The sequence below is a fragment of the Streptomyces sp. NPDC059787 genome, from assembly GCF_042732315.1.
GTDB lineage: Bacteria > Actinomycetota > Actinomycetes > Streptomycetales > Streptomycetaceae > Streptomyces > Streptomyces atrovirens.
The window spans coordinates 1-14,572 of record NZ_JBHWHX010000083.1; the positions used below are offsets into that span (position 1 = coordinate 1).

The 14,572-nt window shown below is 71.6% G+C and carries 12 protein-coding genes; 7 read left to right on the plus strand and 5 right to left on the minus strand.

The genetic code is table 11. The annotated features are described in order from the left end of the window. Positions 1-118: 118 nt before the first annotated feature. Together ACFV5H_RS36845 and ACFV5H_RS36850 are read right to left on the minus strand one after the other, a co-directional pair. A complete protein-coding gene (locus tag ACFV5H_RS36845; protein ID WP_385058257.1) occupies positions 119-544 on the minus strand; it encodes a hypothetical protein in 426 nt (141 codons plus the stop codon). 106 nt (positions 545-650) lie between these two features. Continuing rightward, positions 651-1,862, minus strand: coding sequence for a pyridoxal phosphate-dependent aminotransferase (locus ACFV5H_RS36850; RefSeq protein WP_385058255.1), 1,212 nt, complete (start codon positions 1,860-1,862; stop codon positions 651-653). Between the two features lie 298 nt (positions 1,863-2,160). On the opposite strand from ACFV5H_RS36850, the gene ACFV5H_RS36855 reads away from it, so the two are divergent. Then, positions 2,161-3,096 carry a serine protease gene (locus ACFV5H_RS36855; protein ID WP_385199078.1) on the plus strand — a complete coding sequence of 312 codons (936 nt, stop codon included), beginning with the start codon at positions 2,161-2,163 and terminating at the stop codon, positions 3,094-3,096. A 22-nt stretch (positions 3,097-3,118) separates the two neighbouring features. Here the strand turns inward: ACFV5H_RS36855 and ACFV5H_RS36860 are convergent, their stop codons facing one another. Beyond that, the gene (locus ACFV5H_RS36860; RefSeq protein ID WP_385199079.1) at positions 3,119-4,729 is read right to left on the minus strand and encodes an amidohydrolase family protein; all 1,611 of its coding nucleotides are present in this window, start codon (positions 4,727-4,729) and stop codon (positions 3,119-3,121) included. 11 nt (positions 4,730-4,740) lie between these two features. Continuing rightward, positions 4,741-6,012, minus strand: a complete 1,272-nt coding sequence (locus ACFV5H_RS36865; RefSeq protein ID WP_385199081.1) for an amino acid deaminase — start codon at positions 6,010-6,012, stop codon at positions 4,741-4,743. Positions 6,013-6,171: 159 nt separating this feature from the next. Between ACFV5H_RS36865 and ACFV5H_RS36870 the strand changes: the two genes are divergently transcribed. The 6 genes from ACFV5H_RS36870 (at position 6,172) to ACFV5H_RS36895 (ending at position 12,209) form a co-directional block, all read left to right on the plus strand. Next, the gene (locus ACFV5H_RS36870) at positions 6,172-7,272 is read left to right on the plus strand and encodes a sugar kinase (RefSeq protein WP_385199086.1); all 1,101 of its coding nucleotides are present in this window, start codon (positions 6,172-6,174) and stop codon (positions 7,270-7,272) included. Continuing rightward, positions 7,269-8,033: an IclR family transcriptional regulator gene (locus ACFV5H_RS36875; protein WP_385058248.1), complete on the plus strand. Its 765-nt coding sequence runs from the start codon at positions 7,269-7,271 to the stop codon at positions 8,031-8,033. The genes ACFV5H_RS36870 and ACFV5H_RS36875 overlap by 4 nt, the downstream gene beginning before the upstream one ends. Continuing rightward, the gene (locus ACFV5H_RS36880; protein WP_073932203.1) at positions 8,030-8,440 is read left to right on the plus strand and encodes a RidA family protein; all 411 of its coding nucleotides are present in this window, start codon (positions 8,030-8,032) and stop codon (positions 8,438-8,440) included. Before ACFV5H_RS36875 ends, ACFV5H_RS36880 begins: the two co-directional genes overlap by 4 nt. 126 nt (positions 8,441-8,566) lie before the next feature. Beyond that, positions 8,567-10,054 (plus strand): GntP family permease, encoded by a 1,488-nt coding sequence (locus tag ACFV5H_RS36885; RefSeq protein WP_385199082.1) that lies wholly within the window; start codon positions 8,567-8,569, stop codon positions 10,052-10,054. 84 nt (positions 10,055-10,138) lie between these two features. Continuing rightward, positions 10,139-10,813, plus strand: coding sequence for a hypothetical protein (locus tag ACFV5H_RS36890; protein WP_385199083.1), 675 nt, complete (start codon positions 10,139-10,141; stop codon positions 10,811-10,813). 67 nt (positions 10,814-10,880) lie between these two features. Beyond that, positions 10,881-12,209: an Nramp family divalent metal transporter gene (locus tag ACFV5H_RS36895; protein ID WP_385058243.1), complete on the plus strand. Its 1,329-nt coding sequence runs from the start codon at positions 10,881-10,883 to the stop codon at positions 12,207-12,209. Here the strand turns inward: ACFV5H_RS36895 and ACFV5H_RS36900 are convergent. Further along, positions 12,206-14,479, minus strand: a complete 2,274-nt coding sequence (locus ACFV5H_RS36900; protein ID WP_385199084.1) for a serine/threonine-protein kinase — start codon at positions 14,477-14,479, stop codon at positions 12,206-12,208. The two genes, ACFV5H_RS36895 and ACFV5H_RS36900, sit on opposite strands and share 4 nt — an antisense overlap. Positions 14,480-14,572 lie beyond the last annotated feature (93 nt).

Below are 14,572 nucleotides of genomic sequence, written 5' to 3' on the forward strand. Positions count from 1 at the left end.
GCTCCGGGCGTGCTGCCCGGGGCGCCCCGTCGGCGGTGGGGATGTGTGGCGCCCGGTCCGCGCGTCGCTGCGGGTGCACGCGGACCGGGGCCGTTCGAGGGGAGCCCGGGAAGAGGGCTCAGCGGGAGGACGCGAGGGCGCGCGGCTGCAGGGCCGCGGTGTGCGCGTCCATCCGTTCGGCGGCGAGGATCGCCGCCGCCGTGTCGGCGCGGGAGGCGGCGACGACCAGGGCGCGGCCGGCGAGCGCGTGCGCCCGCCGGTGCAGGGCCGCCGCGTCCGGCTCGCGGCCCGTCGTGGTCGCCGGCGCGCGGGCCGGCGTACGTCCTCCCCGCAGGCGGGTGACCTGTTCGGCGAGCCGCTCGGCCGCCGCGTCCAGATCGGCCGAGGGTGCCGCCACGCGCAGCTCGTCGGTGACGGCGAGCAGTGCGGCGAGGTGTCCCGCGAGCTGGATGTCCAGCTCTTCCTCACGGGACCGGTGGGGGAAGTCGTGGGGGGTGCCGGCCATCGTGCTGTGGACCGACTTGGCACGGATCGGTTCGTACATGGATGGCCTCCTGTGGTGCAACAGGAAACCATCCTAGCTTAGATTCAGTCTAAAGTTGAGTCGTTCATAGAAAGGCCGTTCGTGAAGAGGCCGTTCGCGCGCGGCCTCAGGGCTGGCCGTAACCGTCCAGGAAGCGGGCGATCCGCCCGACCGCGTCCCGCAGGTCGGTGACCGACGGCAGGGTCACCACCCGGAAGTGGTCCGGCTCCGGCCAGTTGAAGCCGGTGCCCTGCACGACCATGATCTTCTCGCGGCGCAGCAGGTCCAGGACCATCCGCCGGTCGTCCTTGATCTTGAAGACGTCGGGGTCGAGGCGGGGGAACAGGTACAGCGCGCCCTTCGGCTTCACACAGCTCACGCCCGGGATCTGGGTCAGCAGCTCGTACGCCGTGTCCCGCTGCTCGCGCAGCCGTCCGCCCGGCAGCACCAGCTCGTTGATCGTCTGGCGTCCGCTGAGCGCCGCGACCACACCGTGCTGGCCCGGCATGTTCGCGCACAGGCGCATGTTCGCCAGGATCGTCAGGCCCTCGATGTAGGAGTCGGCGTGGGCGCGCGGCCCCGAGATCGACATCCAGCCAACCCGGTAGCCGGCCACCCGGTACGCCTTCGACATGCCGTTGAAGGTGAGGGTGAGCAGGTCGGGGGCGACGGAGGCGGTCGGGATGTGCTTCGCGTCGTCGTAGAGGATCTTGTCGTAGATCTCGTCCGAGCAGACCAGTAGGTTGTGGCGGCGGGCGATGTCGGTGAGGCCCTTGATGACCGCCTCGTCGTAGACCGCGCCGGTCGGGTTGTTCGGGTTGATGATCACGATCGCCTTGGTGCGGTCGGTGACCTTGCGCTCCACGTCGGCGAGGTCCGGCATCCAGTCCGACTGCTCGTCGCAGCGGTAGTGCACCGCCGTACCGCCGGAGAGGGAGACGGCCGCCGTCCACAGCGGGTAGTCGGGCGCGGGGACGAGCACCTCGTCGCCGTCGTCCAGCAGCCCCTGCATCGCCATCACGATCAGCTCGGAGACGCCGTTGCCGATGAAGACGTGCTCGACGTCGGTCTCGATGCCGAGGGTCTGGTTGTGCATGACCACCGCCCGGCGCGCGGCCAGCAGGCCCTTCGCGTCGCCGTAGCCGTGCGCCGTCGACACGTTGCGGAGGATGTCCTCCAGGATCTCGGGCGGACACTCGAAGCCGAACGCCGCCGGGTTGCCGGTGTTCAGCTTGAGGATGCGGTGACCGGCCGCTTCCAGCCGCATCGCCTCCTCGAGCACCGGGCCCCGGATCTCGTAACAGACGTTGGAGAGCTTGGTCGACTGGATCACCTGCATGCTGGGAGCTTACGGCCCGGTATGGCCCTCCGGGCCGTGTTTTCCGCCACGTGAGACGCGTCGTTTCGGGTGGTTATGTCCGCGGGGCACATGCCTCCATCACCCTCGCACCGACCCTCCCCTCCGTGACCCCCGCTTTCTCCGCACTTCCGGGCCATTCTGAGGGCCTTGCCGCGGCCGGTCACCGGTCGGAAACAGAGCCTTGCCCCCTCGTCGTCCGCATGCTGACAATGCGCATGACAATCATGTGGGCGGCCGGGAGCTCTCCGGCCGCCCGACGCCGCAAGAGGGGACCCCCATGAGAAAACCTCTCGTCGTCGCGCTCTGCGCCCTGGCCTTCGCCGGGGCGGGCGCGACCCCCGCGGTCGCTTCCGCGCCTTCCCCCACGGGCGCGGACACGACCACGGACGCGGCCCCGACCACCACGTTGACGGATCTCGTCAACGACACGGTCGGGGCCGCGGCGGACGCCCTGTCCGGACTCACCGCGCCGAAGGCCGGCGCGGTGAACTTCGCCGGCACCGTCTCGCTCAGCAACTGCTCCGGCTCCGTCGTCCGCATGCCCGGCTCGGCGGACGACGACCCGGCGCTCGTGCTCACCAACGGCCACTGCCTGGAGAGCGGCTTCCCCGCGCCCGGCCAGGTCCTCGTCGACCGGGCGTCCAGCCGTACCTTCGGGCTGCTGAACTCCGCCGGCTCCAAGGTCGCCACCCTGCGCGCCGACCGGCTCGTCTACGCGACCATGACCGACACGGACGCCGCGATCTACCGGCTGAACACGACATACGCGCGGATCAAGAGCGCGTACGGCATCGACGCGCTGCCCCTGAGCGCCACCCGCCCGGCGGCCGGTACGTCCATCAGCGTGGTGTCCGGCTACTGGAAGCGGATCTACAACTGCTCCGTCGACGGGTTCGCGTACCGCATGAAGGAGGGGGACTGGACCTGGAAGGACTCGGTCCGTTACACCTCCGCCTGTAACACCATCGGCGGCACCTCCGGCTCACCGGTCGTCGACAGCGCCACCGGCCAGGTGGTCGCCGTCAACAACACCGGCAACGAGGACGGCGAACGCTGCACGGTCAACAACCCGTGCGAGGTCGACGAGAACGGGCAGGTCACGGTCCGCCAGGGCATCAACTACGCCCAGCAGACCCACCTCTTCCCCGCCTGCTTCGGCGTCGACAACAAGCTCGACCTGAGCGCGAGCGGCTGCGCGGTTCCCAAGCCGTAAGGGGCCGGTGAGGGGCGGGCGGTCAGCGGGGGGACCTGCGGACCGCCCGCCCCGCGAGCACGTCCGTGCGCCGCCCGTCCTCGATCACGAACCGCCCGTCGACCAGTACGTGCGGGATGCCCGTCGGCAGCGTCCGGGGCTCGTCGAAGGTCGACCCCGCGGCCACCGTCCCCGGATCGAAGAGCACCAGGTCCGCCTTGTAGCCCTCGCGGACCAGCCCCCGGTCCGCCAGCCGCAGCCGCGCGGCCGGGCGCGAGGTCAGGTGCGCGACACACTCCTCCAGCGACAGCACCCCCAACTCGCGCACGTAGTGCCCGAGGTAGTGGGGGAAGGTGCCGTACGCGCGCGGATGCGGCTTGGCGCCCTGGAGGATGCCGTCCGAGCCGCCGGTGTGCACCCGGTGCCGCATGATCGCCCGTACGTTCTCCTCGTGGCCGACGTGCTGGAGGATCGTCGGGGCCAGCCTGTCCTTCAGCAGCAGCTCCCGCGCGACCACCCACGGCGACTCGCCGCGCACCCGCGCCGACTCCAGGACCGTACGGCCCACGTACTCGCCCAGCGCCGGGTCGCCGACGCCCGAGATCTCGATGGTCTCCCACTCCACGGGCACGCCGTGGCAGCCGTCCGAGCCGGTGACCTCCAGATGGTGCCGGATCCGCTCGGCGGTCCCGTCGTCCGCGAGCCGTCGAAGGATCTCCTCGGGCCCGCCCTCGCTCGCCCAGCTCGGCAGCAGCGCCACGAGGGTCGTGCAGCCCGGCGTGTAGGGGTAGGTGTCGAGCGTGATGTCGGCGCCGGCGTCGAGCGCGTCGTCCAGGAGGGACAGCAGCTCGGGCGCCCGGCCCTTGTTCACGCCGAAGTTCATCGTGGCGTGCGCGAGGTGCAGCGGGCAGTCCGCCTCCCGCGTCAGCGCCACCATCTCCTCGTACGCCTCCAGTGCCCCGGCGCCGTACGAGCGGTGGTGCGGGCAGTAGTAGCCGCCGTACGACGCCACCACCCGGCACAGTTCGGTCAGTTCGGCGTCCTCGGCGTACATGCCCGGCGTGTACGTCAGCCCCGACGACATGCCGACCGCGCCCTGCTCCATGCCCTCCGCGACCAACTGCCGCATCCGGTCCAGCTCTCCGGGCGTGGCCTCCCGGTCCTCCCAGCCGACGGCGAGCGCGCGGACCGTGCCCTGCGGGATCAGGTACGCGGCGTTGACCGCGATGCCCCGGTCGAGCCGGTCCAGATACTCGCCGACCGACCGCCAGTCGAAGTCGATGTCGTCGCCCGGGCCGTTCCACCCGGCGATCGCCCGGCGCACCTCGCCGAGCGTCCGGTCGTCGACCGGCGCGTACGACAGCCCGTCCTGGCCCAGGACTTCGAGGGTGACGCCCTGTGCCGCCTTGGCGCTGTGGTCGGGGTCGCGCAGCAGCGCCAGATCGCTGTGGGCGTGCATGTCGATGAAGCCGGGCGCCAGCACCAGCCCCTCGGCGTCCAGTTCACGGCGGGCCTTCGGACGCTGACACCCCGCGTCCGCCGCCTCCTTCACGATGGAGACGATGCGGCCGCCGTCCACGACCACGTCCGCGCGGTACGAGTGGTCGCCGGAGCCGTCGACGACGTCCGCGTCCCTGATGACGAGCTCTTCCATGTGCCGGCCTCCTAGAAGAACGTACGGATGTAGTCGACCACCGTGCCGTCCGCCTCCGCCACGGGGATGAGCACCCACTTGTCGAACGACGTGCACGGATGGGACAGCCCGAGCCCCACCCAGTCCCCCACCTCCAGATCGGCGTCCCCGGTGGTGCGCAGCCACGCGTGCTGGTCGGACAGCCCGGTCACCGAGATCCCGGTGGCCGGGCGCTCGCTCCCGTCCCGGCGGACCACCTGGGCGAACGGCAGATCGAGGTCGTAGGCCGCGTCCCGCTTGCCCGCGTTGGTGAACGCCTGCCCGTCGGACGGCCGCGACACCACCTGCGTCCACAGCCGGAACGCCGGCTCCAGCGCGCCCTCCTCCGGGACCCGGTTGAAGGGGGTCAGCTCGCGGTAGTGGCCGTCGTCGTGCGAGACGTACGCCCCCGAGCGCAGCAGTTTCAGCACGGGCACGGACAGCTCCGGGAGCTCGGCGAAGACATCGGCCACCGCGTCGAACCAGGCGCTGCCGCCCGCGCTCACCACGATCTCGTCCAGCCCCGCGAACCGCCCCGCCCTGTCGAAGTCCACGGCGAGCGACACCAGCCGGCGCAGCCAGGCACGCACCCGCTCCGGGTCCGCCCGCGGGACCTCGCCCTCGTAGCCGGCGACCCCGACCAGCCGCAGTCCGCGCGCGCCGGCCACGGCATCGGCGACGGCGGCGCACTCGGCCTCCGTCCGCACACCGGTGCGGGCGCCCTCACCGGCGGCCAGCTCGACGACCACGTCCACGGGGCGGGAGGCGCCGCCCGCGGTGAGCGCCGCGTCCATCAGCTCCACCCCGCGCACGGAGTCGACGTAGCAGATGAACCGGAAGTCCGGATCGGCGTCCAGCTGGGCCGCGACCCATCGCAGGGCCGCCGCGTCCACCAGCTCATTGGCGAGGAAGACCCGCCGGATCCCGTACGCCCGCGCCACCCGCACCTGATGCGGAACGGCCAGCGTGATGCCCCACGCCCCGTGCTCGATCTGCCGCTGGAAGAGCTGCGGGGCCATGGAGGTCTTGCCGTGCGGCGCGAAGGCGAGCCCGTGCCGGGCGGCGTACGCCTCCATCAGCTTCAGGTTGTGCTCCAGGCGCTCGGCGGAGAGCGCGAGCACGGGCGTGGTGAAGCCGCCGGTGAAGAGGTTGCGGCGCTGCGCGGCCAGCTCACCGACGGTCAGCCCCTCGGCGTCCGGCGGAAGGCCCTTGAAGCGGTGGTCGACCCGTTCCTCGGTGAGGCGGGCGAGAGCGTCGAGGACCATCGGAACCTCCCTGATCAGCAGTGTTGCATTACTTGCAACACTCGTTGCGTATATCGCTTACCGCTGTCTAACATCTCGGCCACGTGCGGTCAACGGAGACCGCCTCACCCGCAGAAGAGAAGGAGTCACGCCGTGGACGTTGTCGCGCTCGGCGAGTCCATGGTGACGTTCCTGCCCTCCCGGCCGGGCCGCCTCGCCGACGTGCCGTCCTTCGACCGGGGCATCGGCGGCGCGGAGTCGAACGTGGCGTGCGTGCTCGCGGCGGCGGGCCACACCACCCGGTGGATCAGCAGGGTGGGCGCCGACGGCTTCGGCGACCACCTCGTCGAGGCGATCGGCGGATACGGCGTCGACGTGTCGCACGTCCGCCGCGACCCGGCCCGCCCGACCGGCGTCTACTTCCGCACGGCCGGCGACCGCGCCACGGACGCCCACGAGGTCGCGTACTACCGGGCGGGCTCGGCGGCCTCCGCGATGACGGCCGCGGACCTCGACCTGGAGGCGGTACGCGCGGGACGCGTCCTGCACCTGTCAGGCATCACACCGGCACTCTCCGCCGACTGCCTGACCCTGATCCGGGAACTGACCGCCCCCCACCCCACCCGCCCCCTGATCTCCTTCGACGTGAACTACCGCCCGGCCCTGTGGCGCGACACCCACGGCCCGGAGATCCTCCTGGACCTGGCACGCGGCGCGGACCTCGTCTTCGTGGGAGAGGACGAGGCGGAAGAGGCCTGGGGCATCACAGGCGGCCCCTCGGCCATCCGCGAAGCCCTCCCCGAACCGGAACTGCTGGTGGTCAAACAGGGCGCACGCGGGGCAGCCGCACTCCCCGCTCTCCGCGGGCAGTCGTGCCTCCCCCAGAGGGGGTACCCCCAGGGCGGCACGGGTGGGCGCAACGGCACCCCACAGGCGCCGGGCAGCGCGACCACCCCCCGCCCCGCACCAGCACAGGGCACCTACGAACCCGCCCTCAGGGTCGACGTAGTCGCAACCACCGGCGCCGGCGACGCCTTCGCCGCCGGCTTCCTCTCCGCGACCCTCCGGAACCTCCCGCTGCGCGACCGCCTGAGACACGGCCACCTCATGGCCGCGGCCACCCTCACCACCCCCGGCGACCTCGCCGCACCCCCGCCCCGCCCCCTCGCCGACCGCCTGGTCGCCCTCGACGACACCGCGTGGGGGAAACTGCGACTCGGCCCCGGCTGGACACAAGCCGATGAAGACGAAAGGGCCGAGAAGGAGGCACGCACCCCATGAGCCAGACCGTAGACCGCGCCCTGAGCATCCTCCCCCTGCTCGCGGAAGGCCCCGCCGACCTCGGCCAGGTCGCCGACCGCCTGGGCGTGCACAAATCCACCGCCCTCCGCCTCCTCCGCACCCTCCACGAGCACGGACTGGTCTACCGCCAGTCCGACCAGCGCTACCGCCTCGGCGCCCGCCTCTTCGCCCTCGCCCAGGAGGCGATGGAGAACCTCGACGTCCGCGAGATCGCCCACGCCCACCTCGTACGCCTCAACGAGAAGTGCGGACACACCGTCCACCTCGCCGTGTACGAGGAGAACGAGGTCCTCTACATCGACAAGGTCGAGAGCCGCTACCCGGTCCGCATGTACTCACGGATCGGCAAACCCGTGGCCATCACCGTCGCGGCCGTCGCCAAACTCCTCCTCGCCGACCTGCCCGAACACGAGCGCCGCCCCCTCGCGGAGAAGCTCGACTACCCCATGTACACGTCCCGTTCGACACCCAACGCCACCGCGTTCCTCCAGGAACTGGTCAAGGTGCGCGAACAGGGCTGGGCCACCGACCTCGGCGGCCACGAGGAGTCCATCAACTGCGTCGCCGCGCCGATCCGCGGCGCCGACGGCAAGGTGGTCGCCGCGATGTCGGTCTCCGCGCCGAACGTCGTCGTCACCGCCGACGAACTCCTCACCCTGCTCCCGCTGGTGCGCCGTACGGCGGACGCGATCAGCGGCGAGTACTCCGGCAGAACCCCAGTGAAGGACACCCCCGCATGACCGAGAAGACCGCGCTCACCCCCACGACCCACACCACCCCGCCCGCGAAGTTCTCCCACGGAGTCCGCAAGGGCAACATCCTCCAGGTCGCCGGCCAGGTCGGGTTCCTGCCCGCCGAGGAGGGCAAGCCGCCCACGCCCGCCGGTCCCACCCTGCGCGAGCAGACCCTCCAGACCCTCGCCAACGTCAAGGCGATCCTCGAAGAGGGCGGCGCGAGCTGGGACGACGTGATGATGATCCGCGTCTACCTCACCGACGTGGACCACTTCGCGGAGATGAACGACCTCTACAACACCTACTTCGAGGAGCAGGGCCTCACCCAGCCGCCCGCCGCCCGCACGACCGTCTACGTCGGTCTCCCGGCCGGCCTCCTCATCGAGATCGACGCGCTCGCCGTCCTCGGCTGACCCGCGCCCTCCCCTCCCCCCTCACTGCCGTACGACGTCACGGCACGGCGTCCCGCACCCCCTGGGACGCCGTGCCGCGATCCCCCCTGCCCGAAAGCACCGTGCACTTAGCCAGAGGACCCCCGAATGTCCCATCCGCTCCTCCCGTTCGCCGCCTCCGCACCGGCTCAGACACCACCGCACACCGGAGGCCTGCTCCTCCTCCTCGACGGCACGGCGGGTCTGCTGACCGTCGCCGCCATCGGTATCGCGCTGCTCCTCTTCCTGATCATCAAGGTCCGGCTGCAGCCGTTCGTCGCGCTGCTCGCCGTCTCCATAGCCGTCGGCCTGATGGCGGGTCTGTCGGTCACCGAACTCTTCGGCACGGTCCAGCGTTCGGACGCGGTGTCCACCATCGAGTCCGGGATGGGCGGCATCCTCGGCCATGTCGCGATCATCATCGGTCTGGGCACCATGCTCGGCGCGATCCTCGAAGTCAGCGGTGGCGCGGAGGTCCTGGCGGGCCGGCTGCTCGGCCTGTTCGGCGAGAAGCGGGCCCCGCTCGCGATGGGCCTCACCGGTCTGATCTTCGGCATCCCGGTCTTCTTCGACGTCGGCATCTTCGTCCTCGCGCCGATCGTGTACGCCGCCGCCAAACGCTCCGGCAAGTCCATCCTGCTCTACTGCCTCCCCCTCCTCGCCGGCCTCTCGGTCACCCACGCCTTCCTGCCCCCGCACCCGGGCCCGGTGGCCGCCGCCGGACTGCTCCACGTCGACCTCGGCTGGGTCATCCTCATGGGCATCGTCTGCGGTCTGCCGGCCGTCGCCGCCGCCTGGGCCTACTCCGCCTGGATCGGCAAGCGCGTCTTCGTCGCCGTACCGCAGGACATGGTCGAGGCCGCCCAGGAGGCCAAGGACGCCGTCGCCGCCGAGCAGCGTGCCTCCGGGGTCGAACCGCGGGAGGCGCCGGTGCCGCTCGGCACGGTCCTCGGCATCATCGGTACACCGCTGATCCTGATCCTCGCGGCGACCTTCTCCTCGATCGCGCTGGACGAGTCCACCCTCCGCTCGGTGATCGAGTTCTTCGGCCACCCGTTCGTGGCCCTCACCCTCGCCCTCTTCCTCGCGTACTACCTGCTGGGCATCCGGCGCGGCTGGTCCCGCAAGTCCCTGGAGACCGTCTCCACGTCCTCCCTCAAGCCGGTCGGCAACATCCTGCTGGTGGTCGGCGCGGGCGGCGTCTTCGGCGCCGTCCTCAAGGCCAGCGGGGTCGCCCAGGCCCTCTCGGACACCTTCAACGACGTCGGCCTGCCGGTGATCGTCCTGTCCTACCTGATCTCCGTGGTGCTGCGGGTCGCGCAGGGTTCGGCGACGGTGGCGATCGTGACGACGGCGGGCATCGTGGCCCCGCTGCTGGCCGAGGGGGACCACTCGCAGGCGTTCGTCGCGCTGGTCATCATGGCCATCTCGGCGGGCTCGATCTTCGCCTCGCACGTCAACGACGGCGGCTTCTGGATGGTCGCCAAGTACTTCGGCATCAGCGAACGGGACACGCTCAAGACGTGGACGGTGCTGGAGAGCGTGCTGTCGGTGGCCGGGTTCGTGGTCGCCGCCGCGCTCAGTCTCGTCGTGTGAGCCGTGGTGCCCATGTAGGCGTCTGATAACGAAGTTGGGGGCTGGCTGTGTCCGGCACAGGTTTGTCGACCATACTCCTGCGGTGTGGAGCAGCGCATAGGTTCGAGCAGCCAGCCCCTGGAAGGCGCCGGATTCGACCCGGCATTCATCCCCGGGCTCACCTCGCCCGCGTCCGGCCGGGAGGAGGACGCGAAGGCGAAGCCGGAGGAACCGGAGGACACGGTCCCGCAGGACACGACTCCGGAGCCGGAACCGGAGATGGAGGAGGAGTCCGCCCCCGAGGAGCCGGCGGCCCCCGACGGCCCCGTCTTCGAGGCGTCCGACCGTCGCGCCCGGGTCGTCGCCGACCACAGCGGCGTACGACTGCGCCTGGACGACCAGGAGTGCGAGTTCCGCTGGGACGAGATCGGCGCGGTGGAGACGGAGACCGCCCGCTTCGGCAAGCGCTACACGCTCACCGTCCACACCCCTGACCGCCGCTGGTACCCGATCGAGGTCGAGGCCCCGTCCCGCAGCAGCTTCGCGGAATGGGACACCGCGCTGGACGCGGTCCTGGACACGTACTTCGAGGACGGCGAGAAGCAGTCCGAGAAGGACGGCAGGCCGGACGACCGGGCGGACGACGAGAAGGCCGACCGGGCGGACGACCGGACGGACGACCGGACGGACGACGAGAAGGCCGACGAGAAGGCCGACCGGGCGGACGGCACGAAGGACGACGAGAAGGCCGGTGACGGCGACGGAACCGACGCCGACTAAGCGCATCGGGTGAAGATCCGCGCACGCCCTCTTGTCCCACCGGCCGCCATGGGCTTTCTTGACCCCCATGGCGGACACCACGGGCAACACCAGAGACGTCGGCGCACCACTCGGGTCCGGGGCCGGCTCGGCTCCCCGTAAGTCCAGTTGGCGCTACATCGGTCCCGGCATCGTCGTCGCCGCGACCGGTGTCGGTGCCGGCGACCTCGTCGCCACCCTCATCGCGGGCAGCAACTTCGGCTACACCCTGCTGTGGGCGGCGATCCTCGGCTGCCTGGTGAAGATCTCCCTCGCGGAGGCGTGCGGACGCTGGCACCTGTCCACCGGCCGCACCCTCTTCGACGGCTGGGCGAGCCTCGGCCGCTGGACGACCTGGTTCTTCGCGGTCTACGCCGTGATCTGGGGCTTCGTCTACGGCGCGGCGGCGATGTCGTCCAGCGCCCTGCCGCTCCAGGCCCTCTTCCCGGACGTGATGGACCTCGAATGGTGGGGCATCGCCTGCGGCCTCGTCGGCCTGGTCTTCGTCTGGTTCAACAAGTACGACGTGTTCGAGAAGGTCATGACGGTCCTGGTGGGCGTCATGTTCGTCGTGACCGTCTACCTGGCGATCCGTGTCACCCCCCACCTCGGTGACGCCTTCGCCGGCCTCCTCCCGGTCCTCCCGGACGAGAAGGACTCGGTCCTCAACACCCTCGGTCTGATCGGCGGCGTGGGCGGCACCATCACGCTGGCCGCGTACGGCTACTGGGTCAACGCCAAGGGCTGGACGAACACCGGCTGGATGAAGGTGATGCGCCTGGACAACCGGGTCGCCTACGCCACCACCGGCATCTTCGTCATCGCGATGCTCCTCGTCGGCGCCGAGCTGCTGCACTCGGCGAACATCGCGATCGCGAGCGGCGACAAGGGCCTGATGCAGCTCGGCGACATCCTGGAGGAGGAGTACGGCACGGCCACCGGCAAGCTCTTCCTGATCGGCTTCTTCGCCACCTCCTTCACCTCCCTGATCGGTGTCTGGCACGGCGTGAGCCTGATGTTCGCCGACTTCCTGGCCCGGCAGCGGGGCGAGCGCGAGGCGCGGGGCGACGAGCTGGCCTCCGGGCGCCGCGAACGCTCCTGGGCCTTCCGCGCCTACCTGCTCTGGCTCACCTTCCCGCCCATGATCCTGCTCTTCCAGGACGAGCCCTTCCGCCTGATCATCATCTACGGCGTCCTGGGCGCCGCCTTCATGCCGTTCCTCGCCCTCACCCTGCTCTGGCTCCTCAACTCGTCCCGCACACCCCGCGAGTGGCGCAACGGCCCGCTGAGCAACGGCATGCTCGCGATCGCGGGCCTGCTGTTCCTGGTCCTGTGCGTGAAGCAGGTCTGGGACCAGCCGTGGTCGGAGTTCTTCTAGTCCGCGCGGCGGTAGGTCGTCGGGGGCTGGTCGTCACCGAGCACGGTCACGGCCAGCTGGTCGGCGCTCTTGAGCCGCAACGTCTCCGTGTTGCCGTTCTCGCACTGGTCCTCCGGTTCCGCGACCGTGACGACCGCCGGGCCGAGCCGCACCCCCGTGCTGTTGGCGTCCACCACGACGCTCTCCCACTCGCAGTGGTACGCCGCCCCGTCACCGGTCCACCTGGCCACCACCTCACCGTAGGCCCCTTGTTCCAGCACGAGGGACATGCTCTCGCCGGAGTCGGAGCCCTCACGCTTCCAGGTGCCGAGGAAGGAGTCCGGGATGGGGGTCTCGGACGGTTCGGTCCTCGTGAGGATCGCGGTCTCGCCGCCGTCGCCGCTGGTCCAGGTGATCGAGCCGTCGTCGCCCAGGCGCAGGGTCTGCTCGCCGCCGTCGGTGCAGCCGGACTCGGGGATGCTGGTGACCGAGCGGGACTCCAGCACCATCAGGCTGCCGAACGAGACGAGCTTCCCGGCGCCGGTGCACAGCACGTCCTCGAAGGAGTTGAACGTCGTCGCGACGTCCTCGCCCTCTATGCCCTGGGTGATCGTGATGCGCCGGAGCGATCGCACGTTCCCCTCGGAGTCCTTGCCCTGGCCCTGCCAGGTGCCCAGGTACTCGTCGGCGATCGCGCCCTCGATGGAGGCCGAGGGCGCCGGGCCCGGGGAGGAGGTGTCCTCCTCGTCCTGCGTGGGGTCGCCCGCGGGGTCTTCGGTGCTGTCGTCGGCGGGCTGCTCGGAGTCTCCCGTCTTCCCAGCGCTGGTGTTCTTTCCGTCGTCCTTGTCTCCGCCCAGGTTCATGGCGGCGTACGTGATGCCGCCGGCGAGCAGGGCGACGACCAGGGCGACGGAGCCGACGACCAGCCGGGTCCGCCTGCGGGCCGCCGGGGCGGGCGCGGGGGCCGGTGTCGGAACGGGGTCCCCGAACACACCGAGCGGCGGCGCGACCGGCGTCGGCGCGGGTGTCCGAGCCGGAGTGGGAGCCGGCGCCGGGTCCGCGGCGGGCGGGGCGGGGTCCGCGGCGGGCGGGGCCGGGCTCATGGCGGCCGGGCTCGGGTCCGCGGCGGCCGGGCTCGGGTCCGCGGTGGGCGGCGGGACCGGGTCCGGCGTGGGCTGCGGGGTGGCCGGCGCGCTCGCCGGCAGCGGCGGGGTCGCGGGCGGCGCCGAGGGTGGAGTGGAGGGCGGTGTCGGGGACGGAGCCGCCGACGGTACCGGCGGCGCCCCGGGCGGCGGCGGGGTGGCCGCGGGCGGCCCGGTGACGGGCATCGGCGGCACGGTCGGCGGTGCGGCCGGAGGCGCGGGGACGGCCCGGGTGCCCGGTGCCTCCGAGTCCAGCAACCGGGCCGCCCTGCGGCCCAGTTCCGCGATCAGCCCGGCCGGCAGCCACGGCTCGGTGTCCGCGCTCGCCGCGTCGGCGGCCGTACGCTCCACCAGATCGGCGGGCGTCGGCCGGGCGGCGGGATCCTTGGCCAGGCAGTCGCGTACGAGGTCCGACAGCCCCTCGGGCAGGCCGGACAGGTCCGGCGCCTCCTGCGCGATCCGGTACATCACCGCGTGCATCCCGCTGTCCGACGAGCTGAACGGCTGGCGTCGGGTCGCCGCGAAGGCCAGCACCGAGCCGAGCGAGAAGACGTCGCTGGCCGCGGTGAGCGGCTCGCCGCGGACCTGCTCGGGGGACATGTAGCCGGGCGAGCCGATCACCGCCCCGGTGCGGGTCAGCTTGCCGTCGGCGGTCACCGCGTCGAGCGCGCGGGCGATGCCGAAGTCGATGACGCGCGGCCCGTCGATCGTCACCAGGATGTTCGCCGGCTTGAGGTCGCGGTGGACGAGGCCCGCCTCGTGGACGGCCGTGAGCGCCCGGGCGAGCCGGTTGGCGAGGATCCGCACCGACCGCTCGGGCAGCGGCTCCGGGCGCCCGGCGATCACCTCGTGCAGCGAGGGCCCCGGCACGTACCCGGTGGCGACCCACGGCGCGGCCGCGTCGGTGTCCGCGTCCAGCACGGGCGCGGTCCACTCGCCGCCCACGCGCCGCGCGGACGCGATCTCCTGCGCGAACCGCCTGCGGAACTCGGGCTCCGACGCCAGCTCGGAACGGACCAGTTTCACGGCGACGGTGCGGCCACCGGTCGAGCGGGCCAGATAGACCTCACCCATGCCGCCCGCGCCGAGACGGGCGAGAAGCCGGTAGGGGCCGATACGTGACGGATCGTCGGGTCTCAGCTCATCCACGGCCCGATCCTCGCACAGCAGCCACGCCAGGAGGTGTCCGAAGACGCATCGGTTACTTCTGTATCCCGCTCGTGACCTGCGGTCTCCGTCCGG